Source organism: Polaribacter vadi, assembly GCF_018861005.1.
In the GTDB taxonomy this organism is placed as follows: domain Bacteria; phylum Bacteroidota; class Bacteroidia; order Flavobacteriales; family Flavobacteriaceae; genus Polaribacter; species Polaribacter vadi_A.
In genome coordinates this window covers 20,240-35,367 of record NZ_JAHKQL010000008.1, presented here as the reverse complement: position 1 = coordinate 35,367, position 15,128 = coordinate 20,240, and the positions used below count along the sequence as shown (strand labels likewise).

13 protein-coding genes and 1 tRNA gene are annotated in these 15,128 nt (G+C 29.8%); 4 read left to right on the top strand and 10 right to left on the bottom strand.

Features of this window, described 5'->3' with window-relative positions:
* The first annotated feature begins 44 nt into the window (after positions 1-44).
* A complete protein-coding gene (locus KO506_RS05330; protein ID WP_215993861.1) occupies positions 45-776 on the top strand; it encodes a TrmH family RNA methyltransferase in 732 nt (243 codons plus the stop codon).
* A 70-nt stretch (positions 777-846) separates the two neighbouring features.
* Here the strand turns inward: KO506_RS05330 and KO506_RS05325 are convergent, their stop codons facing one another.
* The 5 genes from KO506_RS05325 to KO506_RS05305 all read right to left on the bottom strand — a co-directional run bounded on the left by KO506_RS05325 (position 847) and on the right by KO506_RS05305 (position 5,801).
* A complete protein-coding gene (locus tag KO506_RS05325) occupies positions 847-1,554 on the bottom strand; it encodes a porin family protein (RefSeq protein WP_215993860.1) in 708 nt (235 codons plus the stop codon).
* A gap of 2 nt (positions 1,555-1,556) precedes the next feature.
* A complete protein-coding gene (ubiE, locus tag KO506_RS05320) occupies positions 1,557-2,288 on the bottom strand; it encodes a bifunctional demethylmenaquinone methyltransferase/2-methoxy-6-polyprenyl-1,4-benzoquinol methylase UbiE (protein ID WP_215993859.1) in 732 nt (243 codons plus the stop codon).
* A gap of 2 nt (positions 2,289-2,290) precedes the next feature.
* Positions 2,291-3,199, bottom strand: a complete 909-nt coding sequence (locus tag KO506_RS05315) for a NifU family protein (RefSeq protein ID WP_215993858.1) — start codon at positions 3,197-3,199, stop codon at positions 2,291-2,293.
* A gap of 106 nt (positions 3,200-3,305) precedes the next feature.
* Positions 3,306-4,688 carry an OmpP1/FadL family transporter gene (locus KO506_RS05310; protein WP_215993857.1) on the bottom strand — a complete coding sequence of 461 codons (1,383 nt, stop codon included), beginning with the start codon at positions 4,686-4,688 and terminating at the stop codon, positions 3,306-3,308.
* A gap of 30 nt (positions 4,689-4,718) precedes the next feature.
* A complete protein-coding gene (locus KO506_RS05305) occupies positions 4,719-5,801 on the bottom strand; it encodes a hypothetical protein (protein WP_215993856.1) in 1,083 nt (360 codons plus the stop codon).
* A gap of 147 nt (positions 5,802-5,948) precedes the next feature.
* Between KO506_RS05305 and proS the strand changes: the two genes are divergently transcribed.
* The 3 genes from proS (at position 5,949) to rpsT (ending at position 7,878) form a co-directional block, all read left to right on the top strand.
* Positions 5,949-7,424 carry a proline--tRNA ligase gene (gene proS / locus KO506_RS05300; protein WP_215993855.1) on the top strand — a complete coding sequence of 492 codons (1,476 nt, stop codon included), beginning with the start codon at positions 5,949-5,951 and terminating at the stop codon, positions 7,422-7,424.
* A gap of 97 nt (positions 7,425-7,521) precedes the next feature.
* Positions 7,522-7,593 (top strand) — tRNA-Glu (locus tag KO506_RS05295).
* 33 nt (positions 7,594-7,626) lie between these two features.
* Positions 7,627-7,878 carry a 30S ribosomal protein S20 gene (rpsT, locus tag KO506_RS05290; RefSeq protein WP_215993854.1) on the top strand — a complete coding sequence of 84 codons (252 nt, stop codon included), beginning with the start codon at positions 7,627-7,629 and terminating at the stop codon, positions 7,876-7,878.
* A 91-nt stretch (positions 7,879-7,969) separates the two neighbouring features.
* On the opposite strand, the gene rodA is transcribed toward rpsT, so the two are convergent.
* The 5 genes from rodA to purH all read right to left on the bottom strand — a co-directional run bounded on the left by rodA (position 7,970) and on the right by purH (position 15,084).
* Positions 7,970-9,250, bottom strand: coding sequence for a rod shape-determining protein RodA (gene rodA / locus KO506_RS05285; protein WP_215993853.1), 1,281 nt, complete (start codon positions 9,248-9,250; stop codon positions 7,970-7,972).
* Positions 9,231-11,117 carry a penicillin-binding protein 2 gene (gene mrdA / locus KO506_RS05280; protein WP_215993852.1) on the bottom strand — a complete coding sequence of 629 codons (1,887 nt, stop codon included), beginning with the start codon at positions 11,115-11,117 and terminating at the stop codon, positions 9,231-9,233. Before mrdA ends, rodA begins: the two co-directional genes overlap by 20 nt.
* 495 nt (positions 11,118-11,612) lie before the next feature.
* Positions 11,613-12,437, bottom strand: a complete 825-nt coding sequence (gene mreC, locus KO506_RS05275; protein ID WP_215993851.1) for a rod shape-determining protein MreC — start codon at positions 12,435-12,437, stop codon at positions 11,613-11,615.
* Positions 12,438-12,455: 18 nt separating this feature from the next.
* The gene (locus KO506_RS05270) at positions 12,456-13,484 is read right to left on the bottom strand and encodes a rod shape-determining protein (RefSeq protein WP_215993850.1); all 1,029 of its coding nucleotides are present in this window, start codon (positions 13,482-13,484) and stop codon (positions 12,456-12,458) included.
* A gap of 73 nt (positions 13,485-13,557) precedes the next feature.
* Positions 13,558-15,084 (bottom strand): bifunctional phosphoribosylaminoimidazolecarboxamide formyltransferase/IMP cyclohydrolase, encoded by a 1,527-nt coding sequence (gene purH / locus KO506_RS05265; RefSeq protein WP_215993849.1) that lies wholly within the window; start codon positions 15,082-15,084, stop codon positions 13,558-13,560.
* Between the last annotated feature and the right edge of the window lie 44 nt (positions 15,085-15,128).

Here is a 15,128-nt window from a genome sequence, read left to right as displayed (position 1 = left end):
AAAATAGTATTTTTAAACGTTATATTTCTATTTAGAACAAATTAATGAGCATCTCTAAAAATCAACTTAAAACTATAACAAGTTTATCTCAAAAAAAGTATCGACAAAAATACAATTTGTTTATTGCAGAAGGTGTAAAAGTTGTTAAAGAACTATTAAACTCTTCTTTTGAGGTTGATCTTTTATTTGCTTCGGATGATTTTGAAACTACAATTTCTTCTGATAAAATTATTAGAATTTCTGATGTTGAATTGCAAAAAATTAGCAATTTAAAATCGCCTAATAAAGTTTTAGGGTTATTTAGAATTCCTGATGAAAAACCGCTTCAAAAAAATGGATTAATAATTGCTTTAGATAAAATAAATGATCCTGGTAATTTAGGAACAATTATTCGTTTATGCGATTGGTTTGGGGTAACTCAATTAATCTGCTCTAAAGATACTGTAGATTGTTACAATCAGAAAGTAGTGCAAGCAAGTATGGGCTCTTTAACAAGAATTTCTATTAAATATTTAGATTTAGAAACTTACTTAAAAGAAACTGCTTTGCCCACATTTATTGCTGATATGGATGGTGAAAATGTTTACAAATCTGAATTACCAAAAGAAGCCATTTTAATTATGGGTAATGAAGCAAATGGCGTTTCTGATGAAATTAAAAGTCTGATAAAAAATAAAATATCTATCCCAAGATTTGGAGAAACTCAAGAAACTGAAAGCTTAAATGTTGCAACAGCAACCGCTATTTTATTAAGTGAGTTTAAGAGGAATATTTAGGAAATCAATAACAATTCTTAGTAGTCAAATCACTTTGTAATTTTTATGCTTTGCATCTTTGCAACTAAAATTACTCAAAAGCAAAATTTAAGAAAACACCACGAGTTCCCATAAAATTTACAGGAGCTGTCCAATTACTATTTGGGTCATCATCGTATTTTATTTCATTATTGATAGCAAAAACTCCACGAATAGAAGGTGAGAATTTAAAGAATGATAAATAAATATCAATTCCAATTCCTGCTTCGTACATAAAATTGCTAGTTGTCATTCTAAATTGTCCAGAAGAATTATCATCTTGATTAGCTTCGTTGCTAGAAAAGTTATGATCGTAAGAAACACCTGCTAATAAATAAGGACGAATATTTTTGTATCTATCTGTGCTAAATTTAAAAACCACAGGAAAATGTAAATAAGTAGATCCAATTTCTCTGATACTATCTTGTGGGTTACCTGTAGAATTTAAGTGATTAAAAATTATATTTTTAGAGTTACTCACCAATCCTGGCTCTAAACGTATGCTTAAATTTTTATGTAAGCGTAATTCTGCAATTAGACCTACATTAAAACCATAAGTTGGTTCTACAGTGATGTCTGCATCAAAAACCTCGCTATTTCTTAAATTGAGTTTAAAATCATTTTGATTTAATCCTAAATAAAAACCATAATGTATTTTTCGTTTATCGAAAGTTGGTAAGTTTTCTACACGCTCTCTTTGTGCAAAAAATGTTGCTGAGATCATCAGAAAAAATCCAAAAAGAATAATTTTTTTAATCATTTTTATTTGCTTGCAGTATAAATTGTGGCAACTCCAAAAGTTACTGGTGTATCTTTTGTATGTGTAAACCCATTTTTTTGTAAAATATTGTTGAAAGTTTCACCAAAAGGAAAAGAATTTGCAGATTCTGATAAATAAGAATAAGCTACTTTGTCTTTAGAAAACAATTTACCAATAACTGGTAAAAATAAATTGGTGTATAATTTATAACCTTGTTTAAAAGGAAATTTAGTTGGGTTAGAGGTTTCTAAAATAACTAAAACTCCTGTTGGTTTTAAAACACGTGCAATTTCTGTTAAACCTTTATCTAAGTTAGCAAAATTACGTACACCAAAAGAAACTGTAATAGCATCGAAAGTATTGTCTTCAAAAGGCATAGCTTCAGAATCGCCAACGATCATTTCTATTTTATCAGATAAATTAGCTTTGGCAATTTTTTGTTTACCAACTTCTAACATTCCTGCAGAAATATCTAAACCAACAATTTTATCAGGATTTAAATCGGCCATCATTAAGGCCAAATCTCCTGTACCAGTTGCTATATCTAAAATTTGTTTCGGATTGTTTTTACCAACAATTTCTACAACTTTTTTACGCCATTTTACATCAATTCCTAAAGAAATTACTCTGTTTAAACCATCGTAATTTTCTGAAATATTATCAAACATTTGGGCAACTTGTTCTTTTTTGCCTAGTTTAGAATCTTTATATGGGTTTATTTTTTCTGCTGACATTCTTATCCGTTAATAGCTACAACTTCGTTAATTTGATTTGGTAACATCTCTTTCAACAAGGTTTCAATTCCGTTTTTTAAAGTAGCAGTAGAAGAAGGACAACCACTACAAGCACCTTGTAAAACAACACTTACAACTTTGTTTTGCTCATCATAAGAACGAAAAGCAATATTACCTCCATCACCAGCAACTGCAGGTTTTATGTATTCATCTAAAATATCTGCAATTTGTGCAGGTATACCTTCTAATGCTACTTTTGGTGCTGAATTTTCTGCTTTTGTTTCAGTTGATGTTTGATTAGGTAATTCTTTAATTATCGTTTTTCCATCAACTAAATACTCACGAATAAAGGTTCTTACTTCTGCAAAAACTTCTTTCCATTCAACCATATCATATTTTGTAACAGAAATGTAATTATCAGAAATAAAAACTTCTTTTACAAAAGGAAAATTAAAAATTGCTTGTGCTAATGGCGATGATTTACTTGCTTCTTCAATGTTTTTAAACTCAACATCAGTTTGAGTAAGTGATTTGTTTGTGCCAAATTTCATTACTGCAGGGTTTGGTGTAACTTCTGCGTAAACTTCTATTGCTTCTTTTTTAGTTGATGAAGTTTGTTCATTTACAACTACATTTCCATCAGTAATATAAGCTTCAATTTGTTCTGCAACTTCATCTTGTACATCAATCCACTCTACAATATCAAAACGTTGAATTGCTATAAAATTGGCAGTAATAAATATCTTTTTTACAAAAGGTAAGTAGAATAATTGTTGTGCTAAAGGAGAGTTTTTAGCTTCGTCTATATTAGAAAATTCATAACTACCTCCGTTTATTAAAATTTTGGTGCTATTAAATTTTAATATGGTGTTATTTGTAGTTTCTTGTATGGTAATTTTTGTCTCTTGCATAATCATAATTGTAAGTCGCAAAATTACGCCAAAAAACTGAAATGCAATAAAAAAGACCTTGTATTTCTAAAACATACAAGGTCTTTTTTTTAAATGTCTTTTGTTACTATAAGCTTAATGAAACTGTTGCTGTAAAAACTCTATTATCTAAAGTTAAGTTTGCAGCATCTACACCAAAACCAGAATAAAAATTATAAGCTGCAGTTCTGTTGCTATCACTATAAGCAAAATCTACTTTAAAATTACCGAAATTATAACCACCACCTACAGAATAGCCTTGTAAATCATCAGACTCTAATGCAGCAATATCTGGGCTTTGTTCAAATTTGTAACCACCTCTTAAACTTAATCTATCAAAACGCCATTCTGTACCAATATTAAAGTTGTGAGTGTTTTTGTAATTGTCTTGAAAGTCTTGGTTTTCTGGTGAAAAATCTGCACCAGAAAGTCTTATGTTTTTATAGTTTTTATTCGTGTAATCGAAACTAAATAACCCCATTTTACCAAAAACCAAAGCTCCACTTGCTGTTAATTTACTTGGTGTTTTTAGTCTATAAATAAAACTTTGACTTGGAAAACCACCAAAATCTGTATTTCTGTAAACGGCATTATCATTACTAACTACTATTTCTGTATCACCAAAAAAACCATCATTATCAACGATATTTGTTTCTTCGATAATTTCTGTAAACCAAGTAGGTGTTTGGTAAGATAAACCAAATCTAAAATTCTGATTCGCTTTATAAATGAAACCTAAGTTTGCAGAAAAACCTGTTCCTGTAGAAAAATTTTCTTGATATAGAAAAGCATCTAACTCGTTACCATTTGCATCACTATTCAATTCAGTTAAATCAGATTGCTGACTAAAATTTAAATCATAAAAATTAAGTCCTAAACCTACGTGTAGTTTGTTTTGATGAACGGATGAAAAACCAACAGAAAATTCACTTAATTCACCTGTATAAAGATTATCAAAGCGCTGTTCATCTGCAATATTATAATTGAATTTAGTGTCATTGTTGTCTAAAGGGAATTCACTAAAAGTAGTTATACCACTATTACCTGTGGCTAAAAAATTATTATTAAAATCTTTAGTAATTCTATAGTTAAAACCCATTGCAAACTTTGTCCAGTCGCTTTTGTAGGCACTATCAAAAACTAAAACAGCACCAACTTGCGATAAATTAATAAAATTATTTTGCGTGGTTAAAGCGTTACCATAATAATTAGCATTAATATCTGAGTTTCTAGAATTTAAACTACCAGATAACAAGCTGGTATTAAATACAGATAAACCTGCAGGATTTATATTTATAGATGAAATATCTCCACCTAATGCTCCAAAAGCACCACTCATTGCTGTAAAACGAGCTGTTCCATTATTGTCGTCTTGAGAGAATAAAAGTCCTAAATCTTGATAACCTAAGGATTGAGAAAAAGACGTAAAAGTTACTGCGAACAAAGCCGCTATTGTAAAAAATCGTTTCATACTGTTTTGAATTTTTTCTAAAGAATTTTATTAATTACCTCTTCTAGAAGATGAACTTCTACTAGAACTACTAGACGAAGATGATCTGCTACTACTGCTACTGCTACTTCTTGTAGATGAAGACGATCTAGAAGAACTTCTGCTTGAAGATGATGATCTTGCTCTACTGTTTGAAGATGAATTTCTAGAAGGTGTGTAACTTCTATTATTTCTACTTGTTGTAGAAGATGATCTTCTAGTAGTTGAACCACTGTTTCTTGAACTAGAACTACTACCTCTAGTTGTTGTAGCACTTCTTGTTGGTGTAGTACTGCGTCTAGTGGTTGTGCTTCTACTTGTTGTAGAAGAATTTCTTGTAGGAGATGTTGTAACTCTATTTCTACTAGTTGTACTTGTAGATCTTCTACTAGTGGTTGTTGTGTTTCTTCTGCTAGTACTAATTCTATTATTAGAATTTAAGCTATTTCTTCTGTAGTAAGTGTTGTTGTAGGCTGTTCTTCTACCATAGTTGTAGTTTCTGTAATGTCTGTTGTTATTCCAAAAACGATTGTTATAAAAGTTTGTGTAAAAACCACCATAAACACCCCAGTTATTATGATAAGGATGCCAATAAGGATTGTACCTCCAACTTCTGTATCCCCAAAAACGATTGTTCCAATAAGGGTTTCCATAATAATTCCAGCCATTAAATACATTAGAATTATAACCATACCAATAAGGATTTGATATTAAGTTTACATTAACTACTACATCATTATCTTCATAACCCCAAGGCTGATTAGCATCATAATTTAAAGTTTCGTCTATAATCTCATCATCTACATAAACATCTTCAGAATCATAATCATCAACATCTGTAAATATTTCATTGTTTTCAATTGTTTGTAAGTTATTTAGACTTTTAGTAAAGTAATTGTCTTCGTAATCTTGATAATCATCTTCATTAACAATAATAGTTTTTTGTTCTTGTTCTCTTGTTTGTGAATTATCAGCATAAATACCATCATCATTGTTGTAAACGCTTTGGTAAGTTCCGCAAGAAACTAACAAAACATTAGCTGTTACAAATAAAATCAGTTGGTTTAGCTTTAAGTTTTTATAATGTAGTTTCATAATATTTTATTTTTTGATGTACCTTTATTAATGAAATTTTGCTTTATAAACGTTAAATTATAGTAGTTTTGTATCAATTTTATAAAAAGATACATTTAACAAAAATTTCACTATAAAGATAACAATATTTGTGCCAAAGATTAAATTATGAGTAAGAAGTTAACAAAAAGATCAGAAGATTATTCTAAATGGTATAATGAATTAGTGGTTAAAGCTGATTTAGCAGAAAACTCTGCAGTAAGAGGTTGTATGGTAATTAAACCTTATGGTTTTGCTATTTGGGAAAAAATGCAGGCTGAGTTAGATAGAATGTTTAAAGAAACAGGGCATGAAAACGCTTATTTTCCTTTATTTGTTCCTAAAAGTTTGTTTGAAGCTGAAGAAAAAAATGCGGAAGGTTTTGCAAAAGAATGTGCAGTAGTTACCCATTATCGTTTACAAAACGATCCTGATAATGAAGGTAAGTTAAGGGTAGACCCTGAAGCTAAACTAGAAGAAGAATTAGTAGTTAGGCCAACATCCGAAGCAATTATTTGGAATACTTATAAAGGATGGATTCAGTCTTATAGAGATTTACCTCTTTTAATAAATCAATGGGCTAATGTTGTAAGATGGGAAATGAGAACCCGATTATTTTTGAGAACTGCCGAATTTTTATGGCAAGAGGGGCATACAGCTCACGCAACAAGAACTGAAGCAATTACAGAAGCAAAACAAATGCAAGATGTTTATGCTGAGTTTGCAGAAAATTTTATGGCAATGCCTGTTGTAAAAGGAGTAAAATCGGATAGTGAACGTTTTGCAGGTGCAGAAGATACTTATACTATTGAAGCTTTAATGCAAGATGGAAAAGCGTTACAAGCAGGTACATCTCATTTTTTAGGCCAGAATTTTGCTAAAGCTTTTGATGTAAAATATACTTCTAAAGAAGGGAAACAAGAATATGTTTGGGCCACTTCTTGGGGAGTTTCTACACGTTTAATAGGTGGTTTAATAATGACGCATTCAGATGATAATGGTTTGGTTCTGCCTCCTAAATTAGCTCCAATACAAGTAGTAATTGTTCCTATTTATAAGAATGATGAGCAATTAGAAGCTATTTCTAATAAAGTAAATGCAATTGTAATAGATTTAAGAAAAAAAGGTATTTCTGTTAAGTTTGATGATAGAGATACTTTTAGACCAGGTGCAAAATTTGCAGAATATGAATTAAAAGGTGTACCAGTAAGAATTGCAATTGGTAATCGTGATTTAGAAAATGGAACTTTAGAAATTGCCAGAAGAGATACATTAGAAAAGAAAACTGTTGCGCAAGATGAAGTTATTGCTTTCGTAGAAAATCTTTTAGATGAAATTCAAGAAAACTTGTTTAATAAAGCAATTGAGTATCGAAAAGAATATACAACTGTTGTAAACGATTTTAAAGAATTTAAAAAGGCAATTAAAAAAGGAGGTTTTGTTTCTGCACATTGGGATGGAACAGAAGAAACTGAAGATAGAATAAAAGAATATACAAAAGCTACTATTAGATGTATACCTAATGAAGCGATAGAAGAAGAAGGAGTTTGTGTTTTAACAGGAAACCCATCATCAAAAAGAGTGCTTTTTGCTAAGGCATATTAAATTTTTAAAAAAAAAGCATTTTTTTTAAAAAAATGTTGCAGAAGTTAAAAAATGTTGTATATTTGCACCCGCAATTGAGAGATAATTTAATTGTTATGGTCCGTTCGTCTAGGGGTTAGGACGCCAGGTTTTCATCCTGGTAACACGGGTTCGATTCCCGTACGGACTACAAAAGTTTTAAAAAAAACGAAAAAACAAAATTATGGCAAATCATAAGTCAGCATTAAAAAGAATTAGAAGTAACGAAGCTAAAAGATTACGTAATAAATATCAGCATAAAACTACAAGAAATGCTGTTAGAGATTTACGTGCAGTTGAAGATAAAACTGACGCTGAATCAAAATTAGGAAGTGTAATTTCTATGATTGATAAGTTAGCTAAGAATAATATTATTCATAAGAATAAAGCTTCTAACTTAAAATCTAAATTAACTAAGCACGTAGCTGCTATCTAAGATTTTAATTTAACAAACTTAAAGAAACTCTAAATTTTTATTTAGAGTTTTTTTTGTGCCTGTTTTTTAAAAAATGAATGATTTAATCTATTTAAAAATCGTAATTCTTATGAGCGTCTAATCTTATAAAGATAAAAAGTAAGATTGTAAAGCCCCATAAAGAAGAGCCTCCATAGCTGAAAAAGGGTAAAGGTATGCCAACTGTTGGTAAAAGACCTATAACCATACCTATATTAACTATTACGTGAAAAAACAGAATAGAAGCTAAGCCGTAACCATAAATTCTACCAAATTTATTACTATGTGTTTCTGCTAAGTAAATAATTCTATATAGCAGTAACATAAAAAGAATTATAACTAAACTGCTTCCTATAAAGCCCCATTCTTCACCTACTGTACTGAAAATGTAATCTGTGTGTTGTTCTGGTACAAAATCTCCTTGGGTTAAATCTCCTTTTAAAAATCCTTTTCCGTTAAAACCACCAGAACTAATTGTTAATTCTGATTGATAAGAGTTGTAGCCAATACCCTTGTTGTCTATTTTTTTCCCTAATAAAATATCGAATCTATCTTTTTGATGTATAGGTAATACGTTTTTGTAGATGTAACCAGTACCCACAATAAAAACTCCAATAATTAGGTAAACACTCAGGATTTTGTGCCAATTGAAACGGAAAAAACGTTTTCCTCCTCTATAAAACAAATAAACAACAAGTATTGTCGTCAATAAAAAGGATATGGTTACCACCCATTTATATCCGAAGAAAATAGTTAAAATAAAAAGTATAATAAATCCAGAGCCTAAAAGGATGTAATTTAAAGTTAAACCTTCTCTATTAAGTACAAAAAAGAAGGATAGGTAAATAATAGCAGAACCTGCATCAGGTTGTAAAAAAATTAAAAATGCCGGAAAAAAAACTATTATAAATGCTTTTATCTGATTCTTAACAAGTTTAAAATTATATTGCCTATCACTTAATAGTTTTGCTACTGCAAGTGCTGTACATGCTTTTGCAAATTCTGATGGCTGCAAGCCCATGAAACCAAAATTAAACCAAGATTTGGCTCCGTTAATTTCTTTACCAAAAGGAAAAAGTAGAATTAAAGAGAATATGGAAATTAGATAAAGAATACTTGCATATTTTTCGTAAAACTTTGAGTTAAAAAAAAGAATTGCTATTACTAATGGTACACTTAATCCTATCCAAATAAGTTGTTTGCCATATTTTGTAGTTAAATCTAAAATTTGATTACTGTCTTCGGTTCTAGATGCTGCATAAATATTTACCCATCCAAAGCCAACAAGAGCAATGTATAGAAATACTAAAATCCAATCTATACCTGCAAAAATATTATTTCGTTCTTGACGCAACTTCTATAGGTTTTTGTAATTGAATATCATAAATATCTTGTAGACTTTTGTTTAACATATTTAACTCTCTGTATTTGTTTCTAGGTGATATTTCTCCATTAATGTATTTTTCAATCATTAAACTGGTTATAGGTGCTGCAATTGTAGACCCATATCCACCATTTTCAACAAAAACAGCTAAAGCAATTTTAGGATTGTCTTTGGGTGCAAAAGCTACTAAAATAGAATGATCTGCTAGCTGTTTTTTTACGTCTTCAATAATTACAAAATTTTCTGCTGTTCCTGTTTTTCCGCAGATTTCTATACCTTTTACCTGGCTATATTTTCCTGTACCCGTTTTAAACACCTCATGCATTGCCTCTACAACAGGTTTAAAGTATTTTTTATCTATAGTTGTTTTTTTAGCTTGCCTGTAATTTGGATTGTCAATAAAACTAGAGTCAATTTTTTTAACAATATGAGGAGTATAAAAATATCCTCTATTAGCAATCGCAGCTGTAAAATTTGCCAATTGAATAGGTGTTGTTAAAACTTCTCCTTGACCAATTGCGTTAGATATATTTGTAGAAGCATTCCAAGAATATCGATATCTTCTATCATAATATTTTCCATCAGGAATTAATCCTTTTTGACCTGCAGGTAAATCATATCCTAAATAATTACCTAAGCCAAAACTAGCAACGTGTTCATGCCATTTATCTAAACCTTCTGATGGGTTGTTGTCTTTTTCTACAATTCTTTTGTATGTATTAGAAAAATAGCTATTACAAGATCTTGCAATTGCTGTTTTTAATTTAAGAGGTCTGCCATAAATATCGCAATGGCATTTCATAAATTCATGGGCTCTGTTACCATATCTATAACCACCATAACAACTAAAACCAGTTTGTTCGGTAATTACTTTTTCTTGTAAGCCAATTAAGGCATTCATCATTTTAAAAGGAGAACCAGGGGCATAAGCCGCTAGTAAACCTCTATCATAACTTGGTTTGTTTATTGTATCGTTAAATAATGCTACAGAATTTTTAGATCTTTTTCTACCTACTAACATATTCGGGTCGTAAGAAGGTGCAGTTACTAAAGCTAAAATTTCTCCTGTTGCTGGTTCAATAGCTACAATACCACCACGTTTCCCTCTCATTAATTGTTGGGCATAAGCTTGTAATTCAATGTCTAGAGTTAGCATTAAATCTTTTCCGTTTTCAGGTAAAGTATCGTAAATACCATCTTTAAAAGATCCTGTAACTTTGTTAAAACGATTTCTGTGTAAATATTTTTTTCCTTTTCGACCTCTTAAAACATCTTCATATTGTCTTTCAATACCATCTTTGCCTTCTAATTCTCCTTGTTGATAGTAATCATTTTTTCTAGCTTTTTGTTCATTTACTTCACCAATATAACCCAATACATTTGCTGCAGCTTTTATTGGGTAATCTCTAATTATTCTTTTTTGAATATAAAACCCTCGATATTTGTGTAATTTTTCTTGTAAAAAAGCAAAATCTTCTTTAGCTAATTGTTTTAAAAAAACGGATGGTAAATATGAGGCATATTTTTCTGCTCTTTTAAATCTTTTTAAGAATTCTTCTTTATCAATATTTAAAAGCTTACAAAACTCTAATGTATCTAATTCTTTAACTTGATTTGGTTGTACCATAACATCATAAGAAAGTTGATTAGCAATTAATAATTTTCCATTTCTGTCATAAACATAACCACGTTCTGGGTAATCATACATAATTTTAACGGCAGCATTATGAATAGGGTCATAACTTTCGTGTTTAATTATTTGTAACTGAAACAGTCTTCCAATAAAAATTAGCCCAATAAGGGTTATTAAAAAATAGAGTAAAAAACTTCTTTGCATTATTCGCTTTTGGTAAAAATATAAGTTCCTGTAAAGTACAATAGTAACGTAAATACACTAGAATATAGTGTGTTTAAAAGTACGTTTGAGTAATTATAGAAGCTAAAGTTAGCTAAAGAAAAGTAGATTAGGTGATGAATAAAAGTTAAAGTTGTAACATAGTTAAAGATTTTACCAAAAGATTCTGATTTCAAATTAAAAAACGGGTAATCAGCTTCAACTTTCTTAAAGTATAATCGAACAAAAAAAAGTCTTGCGTAAGCAATACATAAAATTGAAAATGCATGGATACCACCAGAATCAGAAAAAAAATCAATAAATATACCTAATAAAAAACAACTAAAAAGAAACGTAAATCTATTTTCTTTTAAAGGGTATAGGAATACAAAAACAATATATATGTAAGGGTTTATATAGCCTAGAAATAAAATGTTATTTAGCACAAAAACCTGCAAAAAAAGCAGGGAAAAAAACAATATGGCCATGCTAAATGGTTTATTCATTCTGTGTTTCTAAATTTTTTATTTCCTCTTTGTCTAAGTTTTTAATAATCTGAACGTAGCCAAGATTACTCATGTCATTAAAAAGTAGTACATCTACTTTATTATCTGCTGTATTTCCTTTATTTACTTTTGATATTGTTCCTATTAAAATACCTTCTGGAAAAATAGTAGATTTACCTCCTGTTTCTATAGTATCTCCAATTTTTAAAGGAGCTTGTCTTGGTATATCTGAAAGTTGAACTGTATTATATTCTAGTCCATTCCAACTTAAAGTTCCAAAATAACTACTATTTTTTAAACGTGCATTTATTTTGCTATTTCTATTTAAAATAGATTGTACTCTTGCGTAATTACTAGAAGCATTATCAGTAATACCAATAATTCCTTTACTATTTATAACAGCCATTTCTTTAGTAATACTTTGATTTTTTCCTTTATTAATGGTAATAAAATTAAAAGCTTTAGAATAGTTATTATTAGTAATTTTAGCAGTGGTATATGTATATTTTTGGTGATATTTTATAGTATCAACAATAATAGAATCAAAATTATAAATTATTGTACTATTTTGTTCTATCAAGTTTTTTAGACGTGTGTTTTCTTCTGCTAAAAGTTTATTTTCTGATTTTAAACTCCAATATTCAGAAATACTTGAAGCTTGAGAGAATAAACCACCTGTTATAGAATTTGCAGAATTTACAAACTTACTTTTATGAAAATTAAGGTTATTAAAAGTTAATGCAAGTGATATAAGTGCTAACAATAAAAAGAACAGAAAATTTTTAAATTTCTGTAAAAAAAAGATAAGTTGCTGCATTGTTAAAACTTAAAAATGCTAATTCATTAATACGTTCTTATATTTACTAAGTTCTTTTAAAGCAATACCAGTTCCACGAACTACAGCTCTTAAAGGATCTTCTGTAACATAAACAGGTAAATCTGTTTTACGAGATAAACGTTTGTCTAAACCTCTAAGCATAGAACCACCACCTGCTAAATAAATACCTGTGTTATAAATATCCGCAGCTAATTCTGGTGGAGTTTTAGATAAGGTTTCCATTACAGCATCTTCTATTCTTAAAATAGATTTGTCTAGTGCTTTTGCTATTTCTCTAAAAGAAACTTTTACTTGTTTAGGTTTTCCACTTAATAGATCTCTACCCTGAACTAGCATTTCATCTGGTGGAGTTTCTAAATCTTCTGTAGCAGCCCCAATAGTTATTTTCACTTTTTCTGCAGTAGTTTCACCAACGTGTAAGTTATGTTGTGTACGCATGTAGTACATAATATCACTAGTAAATAAATCTCCAGCAACTTTTACAGATTGGTCGCAAACAATACCACCCAAAGCAATAACAGCGATTTCTGTTGTACCACCACCTATATCAATAATCATATTTCCTTTAGGCTCCATAATATCAATACCAACACCAATTGCAGCAGCCATTGGTTCGTAAATTAAATAAATTTCTTTGGCATTCATATGTTTAGCAGAATCACGTACAGCACGTTTTTCTACTTCTGTAATCCCAGAAGGTATACAGATTACCATTCTTAAAGCTGGTGGAAATATTTTTTTCTTGATAGAAGGTATCTGCTTTACAAATTCCTTAATCATTTCTTCTGATGCTTGGAAATCTGCAATAACTCCGTCTTTTAAAGGACGAATTGTTTTAATATTTTCATGGGTTTTTCCCTGCATTAAATTAGCTTCTTGACCAATTGCAATAATTTTGCCAGTGTTTCTATTTCGTGCAACAATAGAAGGGCTGTCTATAACAACTTTTCCATTATGAATTATTAAAGTATTTGCGGTTCCTAAATCAATCGCAATATCTTCTGTCATAAAATCAAAAAAACCCATAAAATATTTTTCTTATTTTTAAGTGTGTAATCTTACAAATTTAATAAAATTAATCTGTAAAACTGTTAATTTCTTAATGTTTAAAATGTCTAGTTCCAGTCATTACCATAGATATGTTGTTGGCATTACAATAATCTATACTTAATTGATCTTTTATAGAACCACCTGGTTGAATTACGCTTGTAATTCCTGCTTTATCTGCAATTTCTACACAATCAGGAAAAGGGAAAAATGCATCACTTGCCATAACTGCTCCTTTTAAATCGAAACCAAAACTAGTCGCTTTTTCTATTGCTTGTCTTAAAGCATCAACTCTACTTGTTTGTCCTGTTCCACTTGCTAATAATTGATTGTTTTTAGTAAATACAATCGTATTCGATTTAGTGTGCTTACAAATTTTAGAAGCAAATAATAAATCTTTTATTTCGCTTTCACTTGGTTTTGTATTGGTAACATAAGTTAAATCTTCTAAAGTATCAGTTTTAGAATCTTTATCTTGTACTAATAACCCGTTTAAAGCTGTTCTAACATTCTGAGCAGGTAATTTTGTAGTTTTCTGAATTAAAATAACTCTATTTTTCTTACCTTTTAAAGTTGCTAAAGCTTCATCAGAATAACTAGGTGCAATTACAACTTCACAAAATAATTTATGAATTTCGGTTGCAGTTTCTGCATCTATTTCTTTATTAGCGATTAAAACACCACCAAAAGCAGAAACAGGATCACCAGCTAAAGCATCTACATAAGCTTGTTTAATTGTGTTTCTTTGTGCAAAACCACAAGCATTATTGTGTTTTAAAACTGCAAAAGTAGGATCTTCGTCTACAAATTCATTCATTAAATTTACAGCAGCATCTACATCTAACAAATTGTTGTAACTCAATTCTTTACCATGTAATTTGTCGAACATTGCTTCTAAATCTCCAAAGAAATATCCTTTTTGATGTGGGTTTTCACCATATCTTAAAGTTTTAGAAGAGGTTTCACTTGCTTTAAAAACTACTTCATCTTCATTAAAATAGTTGAAAATTGCAGTATCGTAATGAGAAGAAATATTAAAAGATTTTGCAGCAAACTTTTTTCTTTGTTCTAAAGAAGTTTCACCATTATTTTCTGATATAATAGATAAAAACTCATCATACTGTTCCATAGAAGAAACTGTAAATGTGTCTTTAAAGTTTTTTGCTGATGCTCTAATTAAAGAAATACCACCAATATCAATTTTTTCTACAATATCTTGTTCTGGAGCTCCAGAAGCAACTGTTTTTTCAAAAGGATATAAATCTACAATTACCAAATCTAATTGTGGAATTTTATATTCTTGCATTTCTGCAACATCACCTTCATGATCTTGTCTGTTTAAGATTCCTCCAAAAACTTTTGGATGTAAAGTTTTTACTCTTCCTCCTAAAATAGAAGGGTAAGAGGTAACATCTTCTACAGGAACTACATCTATGCCTAGTTCTTTAATAAAATTTTCTGTACCACCAGTAGAATAAATTGTTACTCCTAATTCGTTTAATTTTTGTACAATTGGTGCTAAACCATCTTTGTGAAATACAGAAATTAATGCAGATTTAATCGTTTTTGAAGTGCTCATTTTTAGTTGTATTGTTAAGCACGCAAAGCTAAACAAACCTTAAA